Here is a 25,120-nt window from a genome sequence, read left to right as displayed (position 1 = left end):
ACGACCATGTACGAAGTCGACCGCCGCTATCTCTTGTCCGCCCTCGGCAGCCTGACCGCCGCCGGTCTGCTGCCGTGGCGCGCTGGCGCCGCCGAGGTGCGCCCGCGCAACCTGATCGAGGATCCGCGTTTTCCGACCCCGCCGTTCACGCTGGGTGTCGCGGCCGGCGATCCGGATGCCTCGGGCTTCGTCATCTGGACCCGGCTCGCCCCGCTGCCGCTTCAACCGGATGGCGGGATGATGATGGCTCCGGTGCTGGTCGCATGGGAAGTCGCGGCCGATCCCGACTTCCGCCAGGTGCTTCAGCGGGGCGAGGCGATCGCACACCCGGAGCTGGCACATTCGGTCCATGTCGAGGTCGCCGGTCTCGTCCCCGCGCGGCCCTATTGGTACCGCTTCACCTGCGGCGGCGAGCGTAGCGGTACCGGGCGCGGGGCAACCCTGCCCCCGCCAGGCGCACCGCTCGACCGGGTGCGGTTCGCGGTCGCCGGATGCCAGCATTACGAAGAGGGCTATTACACCGCGTGGCGGCACATCGCGACCGAACCGATCGACTTCGTGTTCCATTACGGGGACTATATCTACGAGGGGCCGGACCGCGGCGAACAATCGCGCGGCGTGAAGAAGCCGCTGGGGCGCCGCCATCTCGGCCACGAAATCTATTCGATCGGTGATTACCGTCAGCGCTACGGCCAGTACAAGAGCGATCCCGATCTCCAGGCCGCGCACGCCGCCGCGCCCTGGTTCGTCAGCTTCGACGATCACGAAATCGACAACAACTGGGCCGGCGACATCGACCAGGACAACACCACGCCCGAAGTGTTTAGAACGCGGCGGGCGATGGCGATGCAGGCCTATTACGAGCACATGCCGCTGCGCCGGTCTTCGATGCCCGACGGGTCGCACATGCAGATGTATCGCAGCGCGCAGTTCGGCGACCTGATGGACGCGTTCTTCCTCGACACGCGGCAATATCGGTCCGACCAGGTCTATGGCGACCACGACGCGCCGCAAGGACCCGACGCGTTCGCCACCGACCGCTCGATTACCGGCGCGCCGCAGGAGGCGTGGCTGTTCAAGGGCCTGGACCGCTCGAAGGCACGCTGGAACCTGATCGCGCAGCAGGTGTGCCTGATGAACCTCGGCTACCACAAGGCGGGCCAGCCCGAGCAGCTCGTCTCGATGGATCAATGGTCGGGCTACATGAACAGCCGTCGCCGCTTGCTGTCGCACATCGACGCAAATTGCCCCGGCAACGTCATGACCGTCAGCGGCGACGCACACCGCCATTACGCCGGCGACCTCATCCAGGATCACGGCAACGGCAAGATCATCAGCAGCGAATATCTCGCGACCTCGATCAGCTCGGGTGCGGACGGTGTCGGCGAGACCGACGACTACACCCGCTCGTCGCGCGCGGAGAACCCCCAGCTCAAGGCGCTGACCGACCGGCGCGGCTACGTCCTGTGCGACGTCGGCCGCGACCAGTGGCGCGGCGACCTGAAGATCCTCGACACGATCGCGACCCGCAACGGCACGCTGTCGACCCACGCCAGCTTCGTCACCGAACGCGGCAAGCCCGGCCTCCAACCCGCGTGACGCCCAGGCTCGGGGCTATCAAGACCACGCATCCAGCCTCGCCGTAAAGGACGGGGCAGCTTCCGCAGAAGCCGTCCCATCTCGTGATCGCTTCCTTTGAAATCGACGCGCGCGCCGGTCCTAAGGGAAAACCCAATTTTGTTGCCGGTGGTCCAGGTAGCCTTGGCGTTGCACGACACCGGCGACCCATCTTGGTAGGTCACCACCGACGACGATAAGACTGCATGAGAAAACGACGGCAGTTTCTACGCAGTCAGAAGCTCGATTTTTACCGATCTCTTCTCGGATGACATTTTGCATTCTCGCCGATAATTGCCGGCAATCACATTTTCGTTTCGACCGGGGGCGGGATCCAACAATTAGGCGCTGAACTGCGGTCGGACCTCCGCAGGTCGAGGATCGGCCGAAACATGCACAACCGTTAGGATTGCCGCCGAGCGCCTTGAAGAACTGTTGATATACGAATAGCGCGATGCCGATGTAGAGCGACGCGCGGTAAGAGAAGGTCACGGCCGAATAGGTCAGCACTGCTCGCTCGCCCCCCAGGCCGCGCTTCGGCGCAGGGCTGGCGGTTAAGCCGATCAGCATCTCGGCGACAGCGCATGGGATGCCGATCTCACCGCATTAGCTTGAACCTTACGGCTGCAAACTACACCCGCCCGAAACACGCACCGGACTGCAGCGCGCCATCGCGTTCCTCGGTAGCGTCACTGTGAACGCGGTATGCAGCGGATCGGGCGCCCCCGGGTAATAGTCGGTACTGACCGCCTGCGCCCCACTCGCCATCGCCGCGTTGGCCTTGGCATGATCGCCATTGCGGGCTTCCACCGTGCCGGCGTCGGTGCGGGTGCGAACGATCACGCCCTCGGTAACCCAGCGCCGGATCCGCTCGCCATCGACCAGCGGATCCTGGACGATCTGGATCGCGGACTCGGGTTGGTCGTCCGGGTACCAGCCGAACATCGCTCGACCGGCGAGCGAAGGATGGCCGGTGCGGTAGACATCCGATACCGCTTTGCGCACGTCGAGCAGTATGTAGATCCGCCCACGTGCCGCCGCCAGGGTCGGCCAGCCCCGCGCATGCACGGCATCACGCAGGGTCGGCGCCGACCCGCGAACTTCGTCCGGAGTGATAAGTCGCTTCCCCGGCAGTGCCGCGCGGATTTCTCCGTCTAGCGCATCGAGCAGGACCTTGTCGTCGAGCGGCAAAGGGCTGCTGATTCCCGGCCGCTCGGACGGCAGGTCGGCGGCGTTGATCGTCACCATGATCGGCAGGTGCCGCGGGTGTGCGCGGGACCAGCGGTCCACCTCGCCCAGGCATCGCATCAGCGTGACGCAGGAGCTGAGATAGTCGATGTCGGGAATGTGGAAGACCTTGTACCCGGGCTTCGACATCGCCGCACGATCGAAGCCGGTCGTCTCGCCCGCGGCCTTCGCCCAGGCCTCGCCCTTGGGCGACGCATAGCGCCCGCCCCGCGGATCGGCGAACACGTCGATCTCGATCTGCCGCACCCCGCGGTCGAGCTGCTGCGCGAGCGGCAGGTGATAATAGTCCAGCCCTTCCGCCAGTCGCGGCTCGGCTGCGCGAAGCTTCGTCATCACCGCGGTCGGGATCCGTGCCTTGAAGCTGTTGTGCGAGCCGACCACCTGGATATCGTTCATCGCCCGTTGCGCACTCGCGCCGGTCGAAATAAGCGCCGCGGCGGCGAGAAGTGTTGTCCTGAGCATCAGAACTGCGCCCGCACGCCGAACAGGATAGTGCGGCCGTAATTGTTGATCTCGCCGAACTGGAGCTCCCTTTCGTTGTAGCTGTAGCTGTAGCTGTTGGCGTTGGCGATGTTGATCGCCTCGACGCTGAAGGTCACGTCGCGGGTGGCGCGGACCGAGATATTGCCGTCGAGCGTGCCGAACGCTGCGACGAAAGTCGGCACCTGCGTGGTGCTGCCGATACCTGCCAGATATTTGTCGCGCCAGGTGTACGAAATCCGCGCTGCCAGCGGCCCCTTGTCGTAGAAGCCGACCACGTTGAAGCTGTTCTTCGACAATCCGATCAGCTGATCCTTGATCGGGCGCGCACCCGCCGTGTAGTTCGCCTGCACGGACGTGTGGGTGTAGGACGCCTGGACGCCGAGCCCGTCGAGCGGGGCCGGCAGGAACGTGAACACCTGGTTGTAAGCCGCTTCCGCACCGTAAACCTTGGCGCTGCCACCGTTCACCTGCGTGCTCAGCAGCACCGTGCCGCGACCGGGGATCTCGACGTTGATGTTCTGCGCGGTGATGTAGTCGTCCATCGCCTTGTAGAACAGCGCGCCGGTGAGCGATCCCGAGCGGTTGAAATACCATTCGAGCGATCCGTCATACTGGGTGGCGAGGAACGGCTGTAGGGCAGGATTGCCACCGCTTGCGGTCGGCTGGTCGGTCGAGACGCTGATCTGCGGAGCGCTCTGCGTCACGTTCGGTCGCGTAAGCACGCGGCTGGCGGCGAGACGCCCGACCACGTCGCGCGTCAGTTCGGCGCGCAGATTGAAGCTCGGCAACCAGTTGCTGAAGGTCTGCGGAAAGCGAGCGGGCGTGACGACGTTACCCGCGGTCAGATTGCCGCTCGCGACCTGGTCGGTATGGACATAGCGCACGCCGACATTGCCCGTGACCGCCACGCTGCCGACCGGGAATGCATAGTCGGCGCGAACATAGCCGCCCGCCGTCTTCTCCGTGACGATGTAGGATGCGCGCAGGTCTCCCGCCGAGAGCGGGCTGTTGGCGATCGCGGCAGTGAACAGCTTGTCGTAGAATACGCTCGTGATTGGGACCAGCCAGGTGCGTGGGATGTTGCCGTCGACTCCGGACAGGAAGTTGTCGAACGGAAGCTGTTCGAAGCCATTCGGTGCGAAACCGGTCAGCGACGTGTTCGCCGCCGGGTTCACCGTGAAATCGCGACGGCGATAGTCGCGCTTGCGCCAGTGATATTCACCGCCGGCGGCCAGCTTGGTGATGAACCCCTCCATCGCGTGATCAACGTCAAGCCGCCCATAGGTGTCCCAGTCCCTGCTGTTCTTGGGGGCGATGTTGAACGGATAGAGCGTGTAGTTGGCGGGATCGAGGACATTGACCGGCATGGAGATCGTCGGCGCAATTTTGTAGCCGGCCGATGAATCATAGGTTAGCGGCGCGAAGAACTGTATGCGACTGCGGACCGTGCCCTCGGCATAGCTCGGGTGGTAGCTGTGCGCGTACGACCAGTTGGCGTTGGCGACGACGTTCCAGCCCTCCGGCGTCCAGGCCTGCTTCAGCCCCACCGTGATCAGGTCGTGGCGGTTGAGGCTGTATTCGCGCGTGCCCATGAAACGCACGTCGTTGATCGTCGCCGCGACCACGGTGTTGCCATCGAGCTTGACCGAACCGGGTACCAGCACAGGCTTGTGACCCGCAACACTGGCATCGTCGGGATAAATGTCGAGGCCGTATTCGTCAAAGGCGATGTCGAGCCGGGTCGCGAGCACGTCGAGCGTCGTCTCCAGCTCCGGGCTGGGCTTCCACTGCGCCGAGATCATGCCCGACAGGCGCTTGCGATCCTCGGTCTCCACGGTCGGCCGGGTGCGCCCCGGCGTGTAGAAGCCCTTGCCCAGTGCCGACGCGAACTTATCGAGGTACCAGCCGGTGTTGTAGGAGCGATCGTTACGTACCTCCTTGCCCCAATATTGCGCGCCAGCCAAAATCCCGAAGGTTCCGTCGTCGGTCTTGGCGCTGATCAACGCGGTGGCGTTGGGCTTCACCTTGTCGGTCAGCGTCGTGTAGGTGCCGCGCAGGTTCAGCGTGGTCTTGTTGCCGACGTCGAGCGGGCGGAACGTCTTCACGTCGATGTTGCCGCCCAGTGCGCCCTCGGTCATGTCCGACGTCGGCGTCTTGACGACGTCGATCTGCGACACGAACTCGGCGGGAAGCATCTCGAACCGGAACTGGCGACCGTTCGCGCCGCCGTTCTCGATCAGGTCGTTGATCGCCACCGGGCGTCCGTTGAGCAACGTGCTCTGGAACTGTGGCCCGAGACCACGGACGCTGACGTACAGCCCCTCGCCGCGGGGACGCGTGATGGTGACGCCTGGAATGAGCTGGAGTGCTTCCGCCACGTTCTGTGCCGGAAACTTGCCGATGTCGGTCGCATTGATCGCGTCCACGCCGTAACCGGCCTGCCGCTTGGTCTCGGTCGCCGCGGCGAGGCTTCGCGCGTAGGAACCGGTAACGACGATATCTCCCGCGGTGTCGACGTCGGGGTTGGCGGCGGTATCAGCCGCTTCACCGGACGCGCGGTCTTGCTGCAAGTTAGACGCACCGGCGCTAGTCTGCGCGCTAGCCGATTGCGCTGCGCCCAGAGCAACAAGGGTAAGCGGCAGCGTCGCCCAAAGCAGGCGCGAATAGTGCAACATGTCGAGTATTCTCCCCCCGGACCGACCGATCCGAATGAGCGTGGCTTAGAACTCGCATGTTGCGCGCTGGCGGCATTAAAGTTTCTCTGCCGTTACGGTCTCATTGCAGACGTGTTGCACTGCAACACGGAAGAGCGCCTGCCGACATCTAGGCTGCTCACTCGATGAGATCGCCACAGGGGCGACGAGAACGCTTCTTTTGAACGGAGAATTATAGCGGGCCGCGGCGCATGAGACCCCGTTGTGATACGGGGAGCGATGACGGCTTACTTCAACTGCCCAACCACTCGGTTGTGATCTCACCCCTATGCCCCTCCGGCGCCAGCACTGTGCGCAGCGCTTCCAACAGCGGTGGCAGCGCCTGCACGAAGGCGTAGGGCGGGTTGACGATGTGAAGGCCCGCACCGTTATAGATCCCGATTTGATCTTCGTCATACAACCAATGCTCCACCCCCAGAAATTTCGGGATGCCGAGCTTGCGCAACTGCTCCTTCCACCGTGAATGCGTGGCGCGGTCTTTCAGCGGATACCAGATTACCGTCACACCATGCGCCCATTTGCGGTGAGCGGCGGCGAGGGTGGCGGTGACACGTGCGCGTTCGTCAGACTGCTCGTACGGCGGGTCGATCACCACCACGCCGCGCGCGGTGCGAGGCGGCAGCAGCGCCAACCAAAGCTCGTAGGCGTCGCGCTCATGCACGGCGGCGGAAGTGCCGCGCATCACCCCGCGCAAGGTATAGGCGTCCTCGGGATGTTTTTCGTTGAGGATGAGAAAATCCTGCGGGCGCAGAAGCTGCGCCAGGATCCGCGGCGAGCCGGGGTAGAGGTGCGGCTCGGCCCCGACATTCACCGCGTGCACGGCGGCGCGGTAGTCGTCGAACAGCGGGTCCGGGTCGGCAAAGGCCCGCAGCACGCCCTGTGAGGCCTCGCCGGTACGTTGGGCGTCCTTGCCGCCCAGGTCGTACAGCCCACAGCCGGCATGCGTGTCGATAAGGGTCAGCGCGCCCGGTTTTTGCTGCAAGGCCCGCACGAGGGCGATCAACAGGCTGTGCTTCACGACGTCGGCGCTATTGCCAGCATGGAAGGAATGGCGATAATTCATTGCGACCCAAAAATTCTGACGATCGACCTGCTTCCGTGCTGCTGGGCGCGGCTGCCAAGCGCGGGGCGACCGAAGTAACTGATCCGGTGTTACTATAAAGTCGGGCGAAAACCTTCAACGTACTTCTAAGTGATGCCATGAGCCGGCGTTGACGATCGTCATCAGAGGGGGACGCCACGCCTTGGGAATGGCGCCGACTCCTACTCGGACATGCGAGCGCCCTCCCCCTCCGCCCAACCTGGACAACCATCTAACAGGCGGAACGGCAGGTTTAAGCTGCCGGGGACGCGAGTCCGCACCGCGGCGGATCAACAGCGGTCATGACCGACAGCAGGTCATCCACGTCTCCCACGGCAAACGCCGAGAACTCGTCGCCGATCGCGTAGGGAAGCAGGATGCGGCGATTCTGGATCAGCGCGCCGCAGCTATAGGTCACGTTCGGCACATAGCCCCCGCGTTGCTCGGCGCTTGGAAACAGCAACGGCGACGCGGTGCGCGCCAGCACCTTGGACGGATCATCCTTGTCGAGCAGGCAGGCGCCGACGCAATATCCTCGCACCATGCCGACGCCGTGCGTAAAGACGAGCCAACCCTCGTCTATCTCGATCGGCGAACCGCAATTGCCCAGCTGCACGAACTCCCACGGGTATTTAGGCGCCATGATCGGCGCGCCGGTTTCCCACGTGTAGAGATCGTCCGATCGCAGCAGCCAGATACTCTCGCTGTCCTGCCGCCCCAGCATCACGAACTGGTTGCCGATCCGCCGCGGGAATAGAGCCATGCCCTTGTAGCCGGTCATTGCGCCGGTAAGCGGCCTCATCTCGACACGGCGCAGGTCGACCCCTCGTAGGATTTCCTGACGCGCGTCCTTGCCGTCGAACGCGGTGTACGTGCCGATGATGCTGCGGACGCCGTTGTGATCGGTGAAGTTGACGAGGCGAAGGTCCTCGATGCCCTGGCGCTGGCTAGGCAGAACGGGGAAGATAACGGTTTCGGACGCATCCTGACTGTCCGCGCACACCAGGCGTACCCAACCGTCGTCCTGCCGCTCGATGCGAGGCGGGACACCGTGTTCGCTGGCCGGATCGATCACCAGCCGGTCGCCCGGTCCCCACTCGCCGGTTCGAAACGTGACCGACGAGATATGCCCTTCGCCGATACCTCGAAGCGACATGACGAAGCGGACCGCACCCGGCACCGACGGCTCTTCATCGACCAGAGCGACGATGCTGGGATTGAACAGCGCTGCGGACTCGAACGCATATTCCTGACTGAAATAGGCACCGATGAGAAGTTGTTCGTCTTCGCTGAAGTCGCCGTCCCCTATTTCCTGCCGTACCTCCTCGAAGCGGCGTAGCAGTACCTGTTCGGCGTTACGGTGGCGTTCCTGCATAGGGGTCAGCAGAAGGTCTCGCATCCTTCGGCGCATCCGATCGTCGAGCGCCCGGATGCGGTCCACGACGACTTGGCTGCGCGGTGGGTGGTCGGCCGCGAAGGCCGCTGGATAACCGAAACTGAACGGCCGGATCACGGTACGCGCCGGATCGGGCTTCAGCTCGACGTCGAGCGTCGTAAAGACATCGGCAGCTTTCATCGGCATCGGCATCTTACCTTGGGCTATGTTCGCGAAACGCTCGGGACACGGAAGGTAACGATGCCGGGCGGCTCATGATCCCCGAGGACCATCTATATCGAGGTCGATGCCCCCCGCTGGATCAAGACGCCCCGGCGCGCCGATTCCTGGCCCTGCAACCCCGTGCGATCATTTCGCCTTGACGAACCGCAACGTGAACCGGTCGCTTTCGCCGATCGCAGCATATTTCGCGCGATCGACGTCCTTCAATCGATAGCTTGGCGGCAACGTCCAGACGCCTTCCGGATGATCGTGATTATCCCTGATGTTGGCGTTGATGCGGGATTCTGCGGCGAGCACAAAGCCGGCCTCCCGTGCCAGCCGAATGACCGTCGATCTTTTGATGTACCCGCTCGTCTTTTCGCGCGCCGTGTCCATCTCCTCCGGTAAACGATGATCGACCACGCCAAGAACGCCGCCGGGCTTGAGCGCCGCGTAGAACGCTTTGAACACCCGGCCTGCGACCGGAGGGTCGTCCTGCATCAAGAGGTTGTGGACGTTGCGGAACGTCAGCAGCACATCCGCACTTCCAGGGGAGATCGTGGATGCACCGGTGTTGAAGTCGATTGTCGCGACCCGCGTCGCGCCGTACTCCGAAGTTTTGCCGGCAAAGGTGTTGCGGGTGCGTTCAGCCTGCGCTGTCGGCACCAGCGCGACATATTGGCCGCGACCTTTCACTAGAGGTGCGAGGATCTCCGCATACCAACCACCCGCCGGCAAGAATTCGACGATGGTCTGCTTCGGCGTGACGCCAAAAAATGCCAGCGTCTGCCCTGGGTGACGATAGCGATCGCGCGCCCGGTTCGCAGGCGCCCGCGTCGGTGACGCGAGCACTGCTGCAATCTCTTTAGACGGTGCAACGGACTGTGCCCCCACCCCCGTAGCCGCAAACGTGGCAATACAGGCCAAAACGGCATGCGATCGGTTCATAGCATTCGACTCCCTGCGCGATCCTCGAGCGACAATGCCTTGCCCGAGCCAGACATACAATCTTACCCGCCTTGGCGAGGCCATAGACACCCGGCATCGGCTTGTCCCACCGCGCTATCGCCGTAAAATCAGTCACTACCTGCGTTCCAAGGTCAAAATGAACACGACCGTTGCATCGCCGCCTCATGCGCCGGCCCCCACGATAATCGAACGCGCGATCCGGCCGCCCGGCGATCGGAACCGCGACGATAGACGGGTCGCAATTGCGAGGTTGGCGCGCCAATAGCTCGAGCATCACACCGGCAAACGCCGCCGCAATAATGGAATCCTTCATGTTGTGCGGCGCCTACCCACGCTTGGCTGGACAACAACGCAAAAAGTTGCACAAAGAGAACGAAATACGGCAGCAAAATGCCGGTAAAGGGGAATGCAATCGTGATCTGTTCTGCTTCGGCCGTACGCCGCCGTCGTCTGTCGTTCGTGCTAGGGACGAGCGCGCTGGCATGGGGATTGGCGCTGCCCGCGGTCGCGCAGGCGCAATGCGTGCCCGATCCGACTACGACGAACACCGTCACGACTTGCGCTGGGACTGACGCCGATGGCGTCCGCGTGACGACCCGCGACACGACACTGGTCGTCGCGAGCGGCGCCACCGTATCGAACACGGGCGCGCCGGCAATCGCGGTGGATGTTCCGCGGCCTAGCTCGGCTCCCTATTCCACGAACACGCTCACCGTGCTGGGTGCCGTCTCCGCGCCGGGGCAGACCGCGATCCTGGTGAATTCGGGCGCGCTCAACCCCAGCTCCTATTACAGCACGCAGCAGACGGCGCTGACTGTCGAAGTCGGCGGCAGCGTTACCGGCGCGACGGCGCTGGCGTTGCTCCAGTCACCCGGCAACCCCAACGGGACCGTCTCCGTTAGTGTCGACAATGCGGGCATGATAATCGGCACCGGCGGAACCGCACTGCTCGCCAACACGGTGTCGAACGCGCAGGGTTACAGCAGCCTGCTCACCAGCTTCTCGACGATCTCCAACCGCGCCGGCGGTAGCATCGTCGGCGGGATTGTCGGACAGTTGTCCACGCTCGCCAATGCGGGCAGCATCGACGGCGGCGGTGGCAGCGCGCTCGATTCGACGATCGGTTATGCGCCGACGATCACGAATGCGGCGGGTGCGACGATCCGATCGACGTCGGCCGCGGCGACGATCACCGCCGGGCCGAATTACTACATGACCGTCACCAACGCGGGAACGATCACCAATGCGGGCAGCGGCGCGGCGGTGTCGGGCGGCTTGCTGGCTGTCACCAACGCGGCGGGCGGGCAGATCGGCAGCGCGGGCGCGACCGCGATCGCGGCATCAACGTCGCTGACGCTCACCAACCGCGGCACCGTGACGGGCAACGTCGTCGCCGGGAACGGTGGCAACACGATCGATTCGACCAGCGGCACGATCACCGGATCGGTAACGCTGGGCAATGGCAACGACACGCTGATCGCGCGGTACGTGGGGACACGCGCGCTGGCGACGGGGATCACCGGCGCGATCAACGCGGGCGGCGGCACCAATACCGAGCGGGTGGTGTTCGCCACCGACACCCTCGTGACGACGCCGATCGATCTGAACGCAGGCTTCGGGCAACTCCTGCTGGCGCCCGATGCCAAGGTCACGGCGACGCTGACGGCCGGCTTTTCGACCGCGACTCCGCTGATCGTCACTGGGCAGGGCACCGTGGTCAACCAGGCGACGATCGCGTTGTCCACGCGCGCGGTCAGCGACCTGGACTATGCGTTCGGCTCCAGCGCGCAGTTCCGCAACGAAGGATCGATCACCGCGTCGGTGCCCAACACCTATGGTTCCGCCGGGGTCGTGTTAAGCAGCCACAGCTTCGCCAACAGCGGCACCGTGACCGTAACCGGCGGCACGGGCGTATCGGTATCGTACAACCCGGTGATCAACAGCGGGGTCATCACCGCCACCGGCACGGGCGTGTCGTTGTTCGACGGCGTGCTGACCAACAGCGGGACGATCATCTCCACCGGCGGCGTCGGCGTCGATCTGTACGGGAACGTCGGCTATACCGGATCGAACAGCGGCACGATCAGCGGCGCGACCATCGGCGCTCTTACAGGTATCTATCTGACCAACACCGGCACGATCAGCTCGGCCGGTACCGGAGTCAGCGTGCAGGGCTATGGCTATCTGATCAACGCGGCCGGCGGCGTGGTCAATGGCGGTAGCGGTGGCGCCATCTCGGTCGGTCCGTTCAACGCGGGCGTCGCCAACGCCGGCACGATCAACGGCAATGTGAGCTTCGGCGGCGCGTTCAGCCGCGACAACAGCTTGTTCTATATCGCGCAGACCGGCGGCGTGCTGAAGGGCAACCTGTCGCTCGGCAACGGCGCGACGCTCGTTACCGATCTGGTCAACACCGGACCAGGCCAGTTCGCCGGGATCACCGGCACGGTCACCGCCGGTAGCAGCTCTGCACTGCGATACGCAGTCAATGCAGACGCAACCGCCACGCTTCCGACCGGCAATGTTGGTCCGTTCGCCAATGTCGGCTATCAGGTGGCGAACGGCGCCGCGTTGACGCTGACGGCGCCCGCCGGGCAGCCCCGCGTGCAGCCCCTGCAACTTGCCGGCAACGGCAGCGTCGACCTGAACGCAGCGATCGTGACGTCGAATGCCCCTGCGATCCAGTCGACCTATGCCATCACCTATCCCGGCGCACCGACGACCACGGGTGCGTTGTCGATCACCAGTCGCGGGGTGATCGCCGTTACGCGTACCAACACGAACGACGCGTATTACGCCGGCGCCGTCACGCTGCTTGCGAGCGACAGCTTCACAAACGCCGGCAGCATAGCCGTAAACGACCAGACGACCTATGCTACGGCGGCGATCTATGGCGGCGCAAACGTCGCCAACACCGGGACCATCGCGCTGAACGGTGCGACCGGGATTTCGGGTGCCGCCACGGTCAGCAATACGGGGCTCATCACGCAGGCCAGCGGCGGCAGGGTGTCGAGCGGTGTGACCAGCTTCGGTTCGCTAACGAACAGTGGCACCATCAGCGTAGCCGGCAGCGCCGCGCAGTTCGGCTATTTCTATTCGTCGGATTTCTCGGGACGTCGGACGATCGTCAACAGCGGTACGCTCGTTTCCACTGGTGGCGCTGCGATTACCACGAATGACGCAAACTATCTGCTTCAGGTCACCAACCAGGCCGGCGGTACGATCGCCGGCCTCGGCAGCGCGATCCTGCTCCAGAACGCGACTCTCTACAATGCCGGTACGATTACCGGTACGGTCGATCTGGGGTACGCGGGGCCAAATTCACGCAGTTACGGCTCCTCCAGCTACATCGCGGCCAGCAGCACGATCGCCGGCGACCTGCTGTTCGGTACGGGCAGCGACCTGCTGCTACAGACCGGCGATTCGCTGGGCGTATCGGGCATCGTCGATGGCGGCGCGGGTGCCGACATCTATGGCCGCACGTTCGCAAGCAGCGGTACGGTGGACATCACGCCGGTCGGCGTCCGTAATTTCGAGGATTCGCTGGTCCAGGCGGTTGGTGTCGATACGGTCGTGACCACGACTGCGAGCGGTACGTTCACCGGCAATCTCTACGTCGCCGGCACCGGTAGCATCGTCAACCAGGCCAATATCGCGGGCATGCTGACGACATCGTTGCCCTATCCGCTGTCTTCACCTTACAACTCCGATCCGATCTTCCCCGCCGATCAGGTCCTTGCGTCGCTGACCAACGCCAGCGCGGTGGCGGGCGGCGTGTACGCGACGGTGCCGTCGTTCACGAACAGTGGGACCATCACGACGTCCAGTTTCTACGGGTCCGCGGTCAGCCTGAGCGGCGCGCCGACGCTGGCCTTTGCCAATAGCGGCACGATCGGCGTTCCGAGCACGGCGACATATTATACGCAGGCCGCCAACCTGTACGCGACGCAGGGCCTGACGATCGACAATAGCGGCCGGATCGACGGCGGCCTGTTCACCGTGCTGCGGTCCGACGACGCCACGGCGCCGGTGTCGTTCCGCGTCGCCAACAGCGGCACGATCACCAGCAGCAACGGCGCCACCGCCGCCTCTTTTGCAATCGACGCGCGCGAGAATGGCGGCACGGCGAGCATCACCAACAACGGTACGATTACCGCTCGAAGCCCGGGATCCGCGTATGCGCTCGACCTCGACGTCCGCTCGTCGTTGCAGCCCCTCGCCTATGCGCTGACCAACACCGGCACCATTTCGGCGACGGCTACGCCGGCGATGGGCGGAAACTATCCGTCCTACGCCTACGGACTGATCGTGCAGGGCGGCAACCTGTCGGGAACGATCACCAACGCGGCCGGCGGCACGATCAGCGCGACCGGCGACCTCGCCAATGCAATCCTCGCCGGGGACAGCGCGTTGAACCTGATCAACGCTGGCACGATCAGCGCGGTCGGCGCGACGAGTAGCGCCGCCGTCGTCACGTACGGCGCCTTCGACAACACGATCCGCAACACCGGGACGATCACCGGCGACGTCCTGCTTGATGCCGGCTCAGACACGGTCGACAACAGCGGTACGATCAGCGGTCTCGTCGATCTCAACGCGGGCGACGATCGCTTCGTCCAGCGGGTGGGAGGAATCTCGAACGGGCTCGTCGATGGCGGCGACGGCACGGATAGCTATGAGTTGGCCACGACCGGCGGCACGGTATCGCTCGCCGCATCGCAGATCGCGAATTTCGAACGCGTGACGCAGACCGGCACCGGGACGGGTGTTTTCTCGGGCAGCTTCGGTGTCGACACGATCGGCCTCGCCGGCGGCACGCTTACCGTCGCGGCAGGCCGGACGCTGGCGACCCAGAGCGCGACCACCGTCACCGGATCGGCCGGTAGCGGGGCCCTGGCCCTCGTCAATGCCGGCACGATCGCGGGCGGCATCACGCTGGCGGATGGCAACGATATCGTCGTTAACACCGGTGCGATCGGCGGCGCGGTCCTGCTCGGTGCGAGCGACGACATCTATGTCGAAGGGGTCGGCAGCAGCGCCAATGCAGGCGTCGACGGAGGCGCGGGCGCCAATCTCTACCGCGTCGTGCTGGGAGGGGACCGCGCCGGCATCGGCGCGCGCACCAATTTCCAGACGCTGGCGGTGGATGGTACCGGCACGCTGGCGCTGAAACTCGACCAGAACTTCCAGTCGATCGCACTAAACGGCACCAGCCTGTCGCTGGGATTGGGCGGCTACGCGGTCAGCCAGATCACCGCGACCGGTCCGGCGACGCAACTGACGCTCGACGGCGATGTCGGCTCGGTCCTGCTCGGTGCGGGCAACGACACGCTCGCGATCAGTGCGGCGACGCTGGCCGGCCACTATGACGGGGGGCTCGGCACCGATACGCTGCGGCTGACCAATACGGGTGCCGTGACGCTGACCGGTGGCGCCACGGGGTTCGAGACGCTTGCGCTTTCGGGTAGCGCGCTAACTGTCGCCGGCACGCTCGGCGGCGCCGGGAAGTCGATCGCGCTTACCGGTGGCGACAAGACGGTGACGGTAGCGCGCGGCGGCGTTCTTGCGGGAACGATAGATCTGGGCGCTGGCAATGACGGCTTCCGGCTGGCCGCCGGCGGCACGCTCGCCGGCACGGTATCCGGGGGCGCGGGCAGCAACGCGGCGACGCTCGACCTGTCGGCAGGCGATCTCAACCTACGCGCGGGCACGCTTACCAGCTTCGCACGGTTGGCGACCGAAGGCTCGGGCACACTGACGCTCGGCAGTGGCGGCTTTGCCTATGATACGCTGGCCTCGGCGGGCAACGTGACGGTCGCTGCCGACGCGAGCCTTGCGGCACGCGTGACGTTCGGATCGGCCGATAACCGCTTCGTCATCGCCGGCGGCTTTGCGGGCGCGGTGGACGGCGGCGCGGGCAGCGACAGCATCGACGTGTCAGGCGGGAGCGCCACGGCGCCCGTCGCGTTCTCGAGCATCGCCAATATCGAGGCGTATCGGATGAGCGGCGGGTTCGCGACCATCGCTGGCGCCGCATCGCTGGGCAATGTCACGCTGAGCGGCGGACGGCTGGTCGGGCTGGCCGGCTCGGGCATGAACGCCGCGACGTTCACCGTGCAACAGGGCGCGACCTTCGGTTCGGCAGGCACGGTCACCGGCAACATCGCGGTTGCCGGAACGCTCAGCCCCGGCGCCTCGCCGGGAACGATGACGGTCAATGGCAATGTCGCGCTGGCCTCGACCTCGACATCGCTGTTCGAGATCACGCCCACGATTTCCGACAAGCTGGTGGTCAACGGTGCGCTGACGATCGCCGGCGGGGCGACGTTGCAACTGGTCTCCACCGGTATGCTGAAGCCGGGCCAGAGCTTGGATCTCATCACGACCAGCGGCGGCATCACCGGGAGCTTCACCACCGTCGTCAAGCCCGCCTCGCTGTTCGGCTTCGTGGTGCAGGATACCAACACCATCCGGCTGCTCGGCCAGTTCCTAAACGACCCAAGCTATACCGGCCAGGTGCGCAGCAGCATCGACTACGTCAACGGCGTCCTGACCAGCGGGCAGGCAAGCGCCTCGCTGATCGCCGCCGCGCCACTGCTGGTCAACGCATCGGGACGCACCAACGCCGCGGCGTTCGCGCGGCTCGCCCCCGAACCCTATGCCGCCGCACGCCAGATCGGCGTGGAGAACGGGCTGACGCTGGCCGACGCGGCACGCGGCGGTGCCTTCGCGCCGACCCGCGACACGCCGGGAGTGTACACCTTCGCCTCGGCGCTCAGCGGCACGCGCACCCTGGACGCGGACGTCGCGCGCGGCACCGCGCGAACGACCGTCAACGGCTATGGCTTCCTCGCCGGCTTCGGTGTCGCCGGCGAAGGCTGGTCGCTGGGGGCGTTCGGTGGTTGGCTTGACGGCCATCAGACCCTGTCCGGTCTCGGTGCGCGGACGCATGCCGATGGCGGCGTCGCGGGCGTGCACGGCCGCGTGCAGCGTGGCACGGTCGGCATCAAGGCGACGGTCGCCTATGACGGCGCGCAGGCGGACACGCGTCGCGCGTTGCCGGGTGGGACGGCGTTTGGACGCTACGACCTGCACAGCTGGACCGCGGACGCTAGCCTCGATGCTGCGATACCGCTGTCGGACGCCTGGACAATGCGGCCGAGCATCGGCGGCACCGCGATCCGCACCACGCGTGACGGCGTGGCGGAAACGGGGGGCATCCCCTTTGCGCTCACGGTCACCAAGCAGCGCAGCACCGCGGCGTTCGTCGACGGCAGCCTGACCTTTGCAAGTGCCGTTTCGCCAGACGGGATCATGGCTGCCCGTCCGTATCTGACGATCGGCGCGCGGTATCAGATGAAGGGACGCACCCCCTATGCTCTAGCCGCGCTAGGTGGCGGCGGTCTCGGGCTGCTGGCGACGGGTGCGGCCCGCGCGCCCCTGCTCGCGACTGCGACGCTCGGTGCCGACATCGCCGTGTCGCAGCGTCTGGCGGTGTTCGGCGCGCTTTCCGGCGAGAGCGGCGACGCGGACCATCGCGCGTCGGCCCGCGCGGGAGTTCGGCTGGCGTTCTGACGCGGAGCATCCGGAAGCGCGCAGGCCCGCTTCCGGATGCTTCGTCGCCTGATTGCATCGACGGATCGAATTGGCGTGCCGGACAGACTGGTGGAAACGGCTTGATTGGTCCGCGCGTGATCAGGTCAGCAACACTACCCCGGCGACGCCGCCAGACGCATCGTCGGTGCCAGGAATTTCCGACGGTGACCAATACCCGAATGACCTCGAGTAATGGACGGCCGACCCACTACGCGACATTCAGGACCCTATCCCCCCAAGGCGGACACCGGTTCGGCTTCGGATGACGCTCCGGACTGGATATCTCGACACCGCGTGGAGCGAGTTTCCCGTTTCCGGATCAGCCCAAACGGTACGGGTATGACGCTCGGTAACAACGCGCACCGATCGAGCGAGGATGGCCGCGTCAAGCTGCGTGATGGGCAACCGTCATCTCCATCAAAACAGTTTGCGGAGCGAAAGAACGACGTTGCGCCCGACGGCATCGAGCAGGTCCGGCTGATAGCGGTAGGGGACGACGCCGTTCGCATCGCGTACGCGCTGGCGCGCATCGGTTATGTTGACGAACTCCAGCTTGAAACCAAGATGCCGAGCCCAGTCCTGGCGTGGCAGGAAATGATGGATGCTCAGCGAACCGGTAACATTGATCTTGCACAGGGGGGCAAATTTTAGGGTCGATGCGGCGACACCCCCGCGGACGGTCGCCCCGCCGGTGCAGTAGAAGTCGAAAGTGCCGCCATTGCCAAGGTAGCTCAGTCCCCCATAGCCATAACCGGCAAGGCGCTGCGTGGTACCTCCCGAAAGCGTATCGCCGTCCAGCAGATCGAGCGTCGGTGCGCCCGGCCTCAGCTCGATCCGGTCGGCAAAGCGGACCGTGGGGCCGATCCCGCCATAGAAGGTCGGGCGGTCCGGCGGGCGACCGTCCGGTGTCGTCGGTGGCTTGGCGCGACCGAGCTGGCCGTTGGCGGCAAGCGTGATGTTCAACGTCCGTCGCCGCTCCCGGAAGACATTGATCGGCCGGAATGCCACTGACACCAACGCGCCGGTATCGTCGCGGACGAACAGTTCGGGCAGCGCCGCCTGCGCGGCAGGCGTGAGCGCAAAGATAGTCTGGATTCCGTCCCGGATGTCCAGCGCTTCGTAGGTAGCGCCGATCCGCAGTTCGCTCTTGGTAAAGGGCTTCACGGTCGCGCCGATCGACCGCGTTCGGCGACGCTCGGCGGACAGCGCGGGGTTGCCGCCTAGAAACAAGGTAACCAGCGTCGAACGACCGATTCCGAAATCGAACAGCGGAACCTGGGGTGCCGAAATCTGCGGGGCGGCGAGTTGGTCGAGCGTCGGCGCGGCGGCCGACCGCTTGATCTGAGCCAATACCTGAAGACCCGCGAACGGCGCCCAGTTCGCGCCCAGCGTCGAGTCGGACAGATCGCCGAAACCGCCGACGCGGCGGACCGTGGCAGAGACATTGGCCGATAGTTCCCCAACCCATGGCAGTACGTCCTCGCGCCGCGACGCGATCGGCAGGTCGAGCGCGACCGCCCCCTCGACCCGGCTGCGATCGAAGGCGACCGCGGACGGGTTGGCCCCGCGCGTCCTGCTGTCCGTGCCGATCTGCTCGCCCTCGATCGTGGCCGTCAGCGTGGCGCGACCGGCCGGCAGGCGCAGCGGGCCGTTGGTCGCGACGAATTTCGTACCCGCACCGTAAGTGGACTGGACCGTGCGATCGACCAGTCGGTTGGCGAGCAGTGCGGGATCGAACGGTCGGAATGGGTCGGCACCTGCGGCGATCGCGACAGCCGCCGCCGTGGTGTCGATCGCCTTGGCGACGATGCCGGTCCTATGCTGCGTATCGAGAGTCCCCGTCCAATCCCATTGCCACCCTCGCCACGCGCCCCGCACCACGCTGCCGGCGTGCAGCGTGGTGGTGTCGGTGCGCTGGCTGAGCGGCGGTGCCTCGACGAGGTAGCGTTGGAGCAAGACGTCGCGGCTGAACGGCGAATACGGATTGTCGCGGGGAATGACGAAGGTCGCGCTTGCGGGGCCGAACACGGCACGCTCGCGACTATGATCCGCCGTCAGCGTCAACGAACCGGACAGCCTGCGCCCGATCCGGTTGGCAATCACCGCCTCGCCGTGGAAAGTGTTGTTGGACGGTGCCAGCGTACGCAGCGGCGACAGGTCGAACAGCCGCGGTCGATTCGCGTCCACCACGAAACTGCCAAGGCCGATCGGGCCAGCCGGTAGAGGCTCGTTCGGCACCGGGACGATCGTCACGAACTGCCCGGCCAGGCCTGACAACACAGGGTCGATCTCGCCACCCGCCAACGTCCCGGTGATATTCCCGCTTGCATCGAACGGTACGTCCGGATCAGGCAGGACGCGACGTCGCGCCTGTAGCAACGCGTCGCTATGCCGGGCGTCCAGCGACAACGTCACGCGACCGTCCCCTCGCAGACGCGTGTAATCGACATGCGCGTTGGCATTGTCGGCACCGCCCCGCGTCGACGTGCCGACCGCCTGTTTCAACGACAGTTGGCGAAACCGGCGCTTGGTGATGAAGTTCACGATCCGCCGAGTTGGCGGATAGCCGTATTGGAGCGCGACCGGCTCCGGAAAGACCTCGACCTTCTCGATCGCTTCCGGCGGCAGGTTGCCGATCTCCTGATACCCCGACACGCGTTGGGCGTTCAGCAGGAAGATCGGATCCTGCCCGTCCCCTGATTGCGTCACGCCGCGGATGGTCCGCAGCAGTTCGTCGATCGAGGTCGCGCCGGTGGCGGTGATCGCCCCGGCGTCGAGCGTCGCTAGGGGCTGGATAGCGGTGTCTATCTGCCCCCGCCTCCCGACGATCACGATATCGGGATGGGCGGCAGACGCTTCGGGCTGATCTCCCGATAGCGCGGGATCGGGTTTGTCCAGCGCATTCGAAGGCACACTAGACTGGGATATGCCCGCCGCCGGCCAGCACAACAGGCAGGTGGCGAAGGCGATACGAGGAGCCCGCAAAGTATCCCGACGCATACTCGTGGGCGGCTGCATGGTTTTGCTACCTTTTCGGGCTGACAGGATCGATAGCGTCAAACGAACGGCGTACGGCTACTCTTGACGGTGCGCGGCCGCCGGCTCCCGGTCCATTCGCCAATGCCATTGCATCAGCATCAGGACCGCGACATGCTGGGCTACCAAACCCAGGATCGGCAAGATCATGCGGGTTTCATCGAAACCAAGCAGCCCGACGAAAACTATCAGCGTCGATGTCGCAGCCGCGGCAAACCGCTCGATGGCTGCAACACGGACCCAATGACGATCAAGTATCGCCCATGCGATCAGCACGCTCGTGCCGGCCAACAGGAATACGACCATCGAGAGCGACGACGCCGCCGCCCGATTACCGTCGTCGAGAAGAGTCGACGGCGCACCCCCGAAGGCGAGAATACCAACGACATTGTCCTGCGCGAAATCAAGATACGGGAAGCCGGCGATCGCGCCGACCGCCAGCACGGCCGCGAGCGGAAGGATCAGGCCGATGGCCAACCCGTAGCTCGCCAGCGCCAAGCGTCCGTCCGGGTCGGCCAACCGTGCGCGCGACGCACCCAGCAGACAGCCGAACGCAAAGGAAAGCGGCTTTCCGTCGGCGATCGACGCCTCGAATTCGCCCCGCATGGCGATCCCCCATTCGCGTCGACGATCACCCAGGCAGACGATCGCAGCCGCCATCACGCATCGGGAGAGTGCTGTCATCATATCCGGGCCAGGCGAGCCGAGGATGCGGTGCCCCCCGTAGCAACCGTTCGCGCGAGGGATATACCGGCAGTCGTAAGCCGATAGGCATGACGCGGAGGTCGTCCCACCTGTGAGGGTTCGCGCCATTCGGCCTCGAGCAACCCTTGCTCCGTCATGCGTATGAGCAACGGGTAAAGTGTGCCGGACGAGACCCCGGTATCCTTCATAAGTTCATACCCGTGTCGCCATCCCGCCGGGTGGCCGGACATTGCGGTCAACAGCGCCACCATCTGTTTCGAGGGTCGTCGATCATGGGCCATATGACTATCCAACATATGTAGATTTGATAGTCAAGGCGGCGGTTGATCGCGCCGGAACACTGTCGTTACCGGGCCCATCCCGTGAACACCGTATCACATTAGCGATTTGCCGACCTCGCCCGAGCTGACCGAATTCATTCGTCCAGTACATTCCGCGGTGGCGCCGAGCCGGGCGCAATCCTAAGGTCGATCCGATACGGACCGATCGCGATCGGTTGGGAAACACAGGCGTAACAGGGAGTTGGCATGGCGGTAATCGACAGACGCGCGGCATTGCTCGCGGGGGTGGCTCTTGTGGCTGCCTGCACGAATACGGCACGTCTCCCGACCGGCAGGCTCGGGAAAGGACGGGCGACCTCGTCGTTCGTGACGGTCAGCGGACATGGCTTCGAGCGCAATGGCAAGCCGTATCGCTATGCCGGCGCGAACATCTGGTATGGTGCATGGCTGGGTGCGGCGACCCCGTACGGCAACCGTGCTCGGCTGGCGCGTGAGCTCGACCGGTTACAGGCGCTTGGCATACGCAACCTCCGGATCCTCGGCTCGGCCGAGCTGTCGCCGCTGAAGAACTCGATCACGCCGGGGTTCCGTGACAGGACAGCGACCTATAACGAGGATCTGCTCAAGGGCCTCGACTGGACGCTCGCCGAGATGGCGAAGCGCGACATGACCGGCGTGATCTACCTGACCAACTTCTGGGAGTGGTCTGGCGGGATGATGACCTATCTGTCGTGGGTCAATGGCGGCAAATTCATCAACATGAACGACCCCGCGCACCCATGGCCCGAGTTCGCCGATTGGAACGCGGCGTTCTATACCAACGGCCAGGCGCAGGCGATGTACCGCGACTATATCCGCGCGGTCGTCTCGCGCACCAACAGCGTTACCGGCATAGCGTATGCCGCCGACCCGACGATCATGGCATGGCAGCTCGCGAACGAACCCCGTCCCGCCGGCGGAGCAGCGGTCGCCGTACCGAACCTTCCCGCCTTCTACCGCTGGATCGACGAGACCGCGCGCTACATCAAGACGCTCGATCCCAACCACCTCGTCTCAACCGGTTCGGAAGGGCTGAAGGGCTCGATCGAGCGTGAGGATGTCGTGCTTGCCGCGCACAAGTCGATATCGATCGACTATCTGACCACGCACATCTGGCCGAACAACTGGACCTGGATGGACGCGGGCAACCTAGCCGGCACCTACGACGCGGGCGCGGAGAAGGTCGCGGACTATATCGACGCCCACATCCGGCTCGCGACAATGCTCGGCAAGCCGTTGGTGATCGAGGAGTTCGGCTATCCGCGCGACGGCGAGACCGCCTATGATCCGACCATCACGACCGTCTACAAGGATCGTTTCTACCGCCAGATCTACGCGGCGATCGAAGCGAACGCGAAGGCCGGCGGACCGCTGGCTGGCTCGAACTTCTGGGCCTGGAACGGCGAGGCGCGTACGCCGCACGCCGACCACCGGTTCCAGCGCGGCGACCTCGGCTACATGGGCGATCCGCCGCACGAGCCACAAGGCTGGTACGGCGTATTCGACAGCGACGCCGCCACCCAGGCCATCATCCGCGGCCACGCATCGGCGATGGCGGCGCTCTGATGCTCGCCCCCGCTATGGTAAGTCGGCGCGAGACGCTGGGGATGACGGCCGCGCTCGGTCTGCTCCACGGCATGCCCGCGCTGGCGGCAGTACCTAACCGGAGGTTGAGCAATCCGAATGCGTCCCCCGCAGCCCAGAGGCTCTACGCCTATCTTTGGAGCCAATTTGGGCGCAAGACCCTGACCGGCCAGCAGGAACAAGGTTCGGGGCCGGCCAATCCGAACGGCGAACTCGACTATCTCCAGCGGGTCACCGGCAAACTGCCCGCCATCCTCGGCCTCGACTATATCGACCCGCGCGACAACGACGCGGTCAACGACCGGGCCACTGCCTGGGCGCGCTCCGGCGGCATCGTCACGTTGTGCTGGCATTGGGGCGCCCCCGATATCGGCACCGGCTACGAGAATTCGAAAAAGGACTTCGACGTCGCCGCCGCGCTCAAACCCGGCACGCCGCAAAACGTCGCGATGATGCGGGACATGACCGAGGTCGCGCGCCTGCTTACCGTCCTCCGGGATCGCGGCGTCGCGGTCTTGTGGCGCCCGTTCCACGAATTCAGCGGCGACTGGTTCTGGTGGGGCAAGCACGGGGCGGACGCGTTCAAGGCGCTCTGGACGCTGATGTACGACCAGTTCACCCGCGTCCACCGCCTGAACAACCTGATCTGGGTGCTCGGCTGGGCGGGACAGAACGTCGACCCCGCCTGGTATCCCGGCCGCGCGACGGTCGACGTTGCCGGTGCGGATATCTACGCGAACGACCACGGCAATCTCGCGGCCATGTTTGCGCAGGTGAAGGCGATCGTCGGCGACACGCTGCCGATCTGCCTGCACGAAAATGGCCCGGTCCCCGACCCGACGTTGCTCGGCCCGACCGCAGACTGGCTCTGGTTCATGACGTGGCACACCCGCTGGCTGACCGGCGCCGACCAGAACACGCCGGAACAGTTGCGCCGCGACTTCGCCTCGAAGCGCTACGTCACCAGGGACGAACTCCCCGCATCGCTGAAGGTAAAAGCATGAAGACGTTTCTCGGGTTTTTCGCCGCCGCGCTCCTGTCGACCGCGGCAACCGCTACCCCGCCAACCGTGACTCCGACGACCGAGAAAGCCGGCGCGCCGCTCCCCGTCCACATCGGCGGCCGCGTCGAGCGGATTGCCGACGGCTATAAACGCCAATGGCCGGGTACATATTTCGAGGCGGCGTTCCGCGGCCCCAATGCACTGCTGAAAATCGGCCAAGGCGACGCCACCCTGCATGTCTCCGTCGACGGCGCCCCCGTCGCCAAACTCGTCAAGCCAAAACCCGGCCTCTACCGCGTCGCCGGCCTGTCGAGCGGCCACCACACGATCCGCGTCGCCTTCGCGAGCGAAAGTCAGGCCGCACCGACCGTCTTCGGCGGCTTCTACGCCGACCGAGCAACGCGCGCCCTCCCCGCGCCTGCACGCGCCCGCCAGATCGAGTTCATCGGCGACTCCCACACCGTCGGCTACGGCAACATCTCGACCAAGCGCGACTGCACGCAGGACGAGGTTTGGGCGACTACCGACACCGCGCATGCCATGCCCGCACTGACCGCCAACCGCTATGGCGCGGACTATCAGGTCAACGCGATCTCCGGCCGCGGCATCGTCCGCAACTACGACGGCATGCCCGCAGACACCCTTCCCGTCGCCTATCCGTTTACGCTGTTCGACAAGGCGACGCGCTACGCCGACCCGGCCTGGCACCCCCGCCTGTTCGTCATCGCGCTCGGTACCAACGACTTCACCACAAAGCTCCACCCCGGCGAGCCATGGCAGACGCGCGACGCGCTCCACGCCGACTATGAACGGCACTATGTCGAGTTCGTCAAACGCCTCCGCGCGCGTGACCCGAACGCGCACGTCGTCCTGTGGGCGACCGACATGGCCGATGGCGAGATCGCGTCCGAAGTCGGCAAGGTCGCCGCGCGCCTCAAGGCCGAAGGCGAGCGCAACGTCACCTTCGTCCCCGTCACCGGTCTCGCCTTGACCGGCTGCCACGCGCATCCGTCGACCGCGGACGACGCCCGGATCACGACGGCGCTATCGACCCATATCGACGCGCATCCCGAAATCTGGACAAAGAAATAACCAAATGATTTGCACATTGTAGCGCTAGCCCGGTAGCAAGGATGCCAAGGTGCGGATCATGATCGCGCACCGTCC

The 25,120-nt window shown here is 65.1% G+C and carries 13 protein-coding genes; 5 read left to right on the top strand and 8 right to left on the bottom strand.

Translation table 11 applies throughout. The features are described from left to right. The first annotated feature begins 6 nt into the window (after nt 1-6). Nucleotides 7-1,599 (top strand): alkaline phosphatase D family protein, encoded by a 1,593-nt coding sequence (locus AC1MH0_RS01350; protein ID WP_480964359.1) that lies wholly within the window; start codon nt 7-9, stop codon nt 1,597-1,599. Between the two features lie 636 nt (nt 1,600-2,235). Here the strand turns inward: AC1MH0_RS01350 and AC1MH0_RS01345 are convergent. The 5 genes from AC1MH0_RS01345 to AC1MH0_RS01325 form a co-directional block, all read right to left on the bottom strand. Beyond that, entirely contained in the window at nt 2,236-3,327 is a 1,092-nt protein-coding gene (locus AC1MH0_RS01345; RefSeq protein ID WP_480964358.1) for a Ca2+-dependent phosphoinositide-specific phospholipase C, read from the bottom strand. Continuing rightward, nucleotides 3,327-6,023, bottom strand: a complete 2,697-nt coding sequence (locus AC1MH0_RS01340; RefSeq protein WP_480964357.1) for a TonB-dependent receptor — start codon at nt 6,021-6,023, stop codon at nt 3,327-3,329. Before AC1MH0_RS01340 ends, AC1MH0_RS01345 begins: the two co-directional genes overlap by 1 nt. A gap of 271 nt (nt 6,024-6,294) precedes the next feature. Further along, nucleotides 6,295-7,125: a 23S rRNA (adenine(2030)-N(6))-methyltransferase RlmJ gene (locus AC1MH0_RS01335; RefSeq protein ID WP_480964356.1), complete on the bottom strand. Its 831-nt coding sequence runs from the start codon at nt 7,123-7,125 to the stop codon at nt 6,295-6,297. A gap of 271 nt (nt 7,126-7,396) precedes the next feature. Continuing rightward, entirely contained in the window at nt 7,397-8,719 is a 1,323-nt protein-coding gene (locus AC1MH0_RS01330) for a glycoside hydrolase family 130 protein (RefSeq protein WP_480964355.1), read from the bottom strand. Nucleotides 8,720-8,887: 168 nt separating this feature from the next. Beyond that, nucleotides 8,888-9,688: a class I SAM-dependent methyltransferase gene (locus AC1MH0_RS01325; RefSeq protein WP_480964354.1), complete on the bottom strand. Its 801-nt coding sequence runs from the start codon at nt 9,686-9,688 to the stop codon at nt 8,888-8,890. A gap of 435 nt (nt 9,689-10,123) precedes the next feature. Here AC1MH0_RS01325 and AC1MH0_RS01320 point away from each other — a divergent pair, with 435 nt between their 5' ends. Further along, entirely contained in the window at nt 10,124-17,284 is a 7,161-nt protein-coding gene (locus AC1MH0_RS01320; RefSeq protein WP_480964353.1) for an autotransporter outer membrane beta-barrel domain-containing protein, read from the top strand. A 438-nt stretch (nt 17,285-17,722) separates the two neighbouring features. On the opposite strand, the gene AC1MH0_RS01315 is transcribed toward AC1MH0_RS01320, so the two are convergent. The 3 genes from AC1MH0_RS01315 to AC1MH0_RS01305 all read right to left on the bottom strand — a co-directional run bounded on the left by AC1MH0_RS01315 (nt 17,723) and on the right by AC1MH0_RS01305 (nt 21,276). Further along, on the bottom strand, nt 17,723-20,218 hold the full coding sequence (locus AC1MH0_RS01315) for a TonB-dependent receptor domain-containing protein (RefSeq protein ID WP_480964352.1): 2,496 nt from the start codon (nt 20,216-20,218) through the stop codon (nt 17,723-17,725). 162 nt (nt 20,219-20,380) lie between these two features. After that, a complete protein-coding gene (locus AC1MH0_RS01310) occupies nt 20,381-21,001 on the bottom strand; it encodes a hypothetical protein (protein ID WP_480964351.1) in 621 nt (206 codons plus the stop codon). Nucleotides 21,002-21,024: 23 nt separating this feature from the next. Continuing rightward, nucleotides 21,025-21,276, bottom strand: a complete 252-nt coding sequence (locus AC1MH0_RS01305) for a PadR family transcriptional regulator (protein ID WP_480965801.1) — start codon at nt 21,274-21,276, stop codon at nt 21,025-21,027. Nucleotides 21,277-21,573: 297 nt separating this feature from the next. Between AC1MH0_RS01305 and AC1MH0_RS01300 the strand changes: the two genes are divergently transcribed. From AC1MH0_RS01300 to AC1MH0_RS01290, 3 genes are read left to right on the top strand one after another with little or no spacing between them, the layout of a single operon-like run. Next, nucleotides 21,574-22,932 (top strand): glycoside hydrolase 5 family protein, encoded by a 1,359-nt coding sequence (locus AC1MH0_RS01300; RefSeq protein ID WP_480964350.1) that lies wholly within the window; start codon nt 21,574-21,576, stop codon nt 22,930-22,932. Further along, nucleotides 22,932-23,954 (top strand): glycosyl hydrolase, encoded by a 1,023-nt coding sequence (locus AC1MH0_RS01295; RefSeq protein ID WP_480964349.1) that lies wholly within the window; start codon nt 22,932-22,934, stop codon nt 23,952-23,954. The genes AC1MH0_RS01300 and AC1MH0_RS01295 overlap by 1 nt, the downstream gene beginning before the upstream one ends. Next, nucleotides 23,951-25,045, top strand: a complete 1,095-nt coding sequence (locus AC1MH0_RS01290) for an SGNH/GDSL hydrolase family protein (RefSeq protein ID WP_480964348.1) — start codon at nt 23,951-23,953, stop codon at nt 25,043-25,045. The genes AC1MH0_RS01295 and AC1MH0_RS01290 overlap by 4 nt, the downstream gene beginning before the upstream one ends. Nucleotides 25,046-25,120 lie beyond the last annotated feature (75 nt).

The organism is Sphingomonas sp. AP28 (assembly GCF_056680455.1).
The sequence above is the reverse complement of the archived record's forward strand: the minus strand, read 5'-3'. Positions and strand labels throughout refer to the sequence as shown.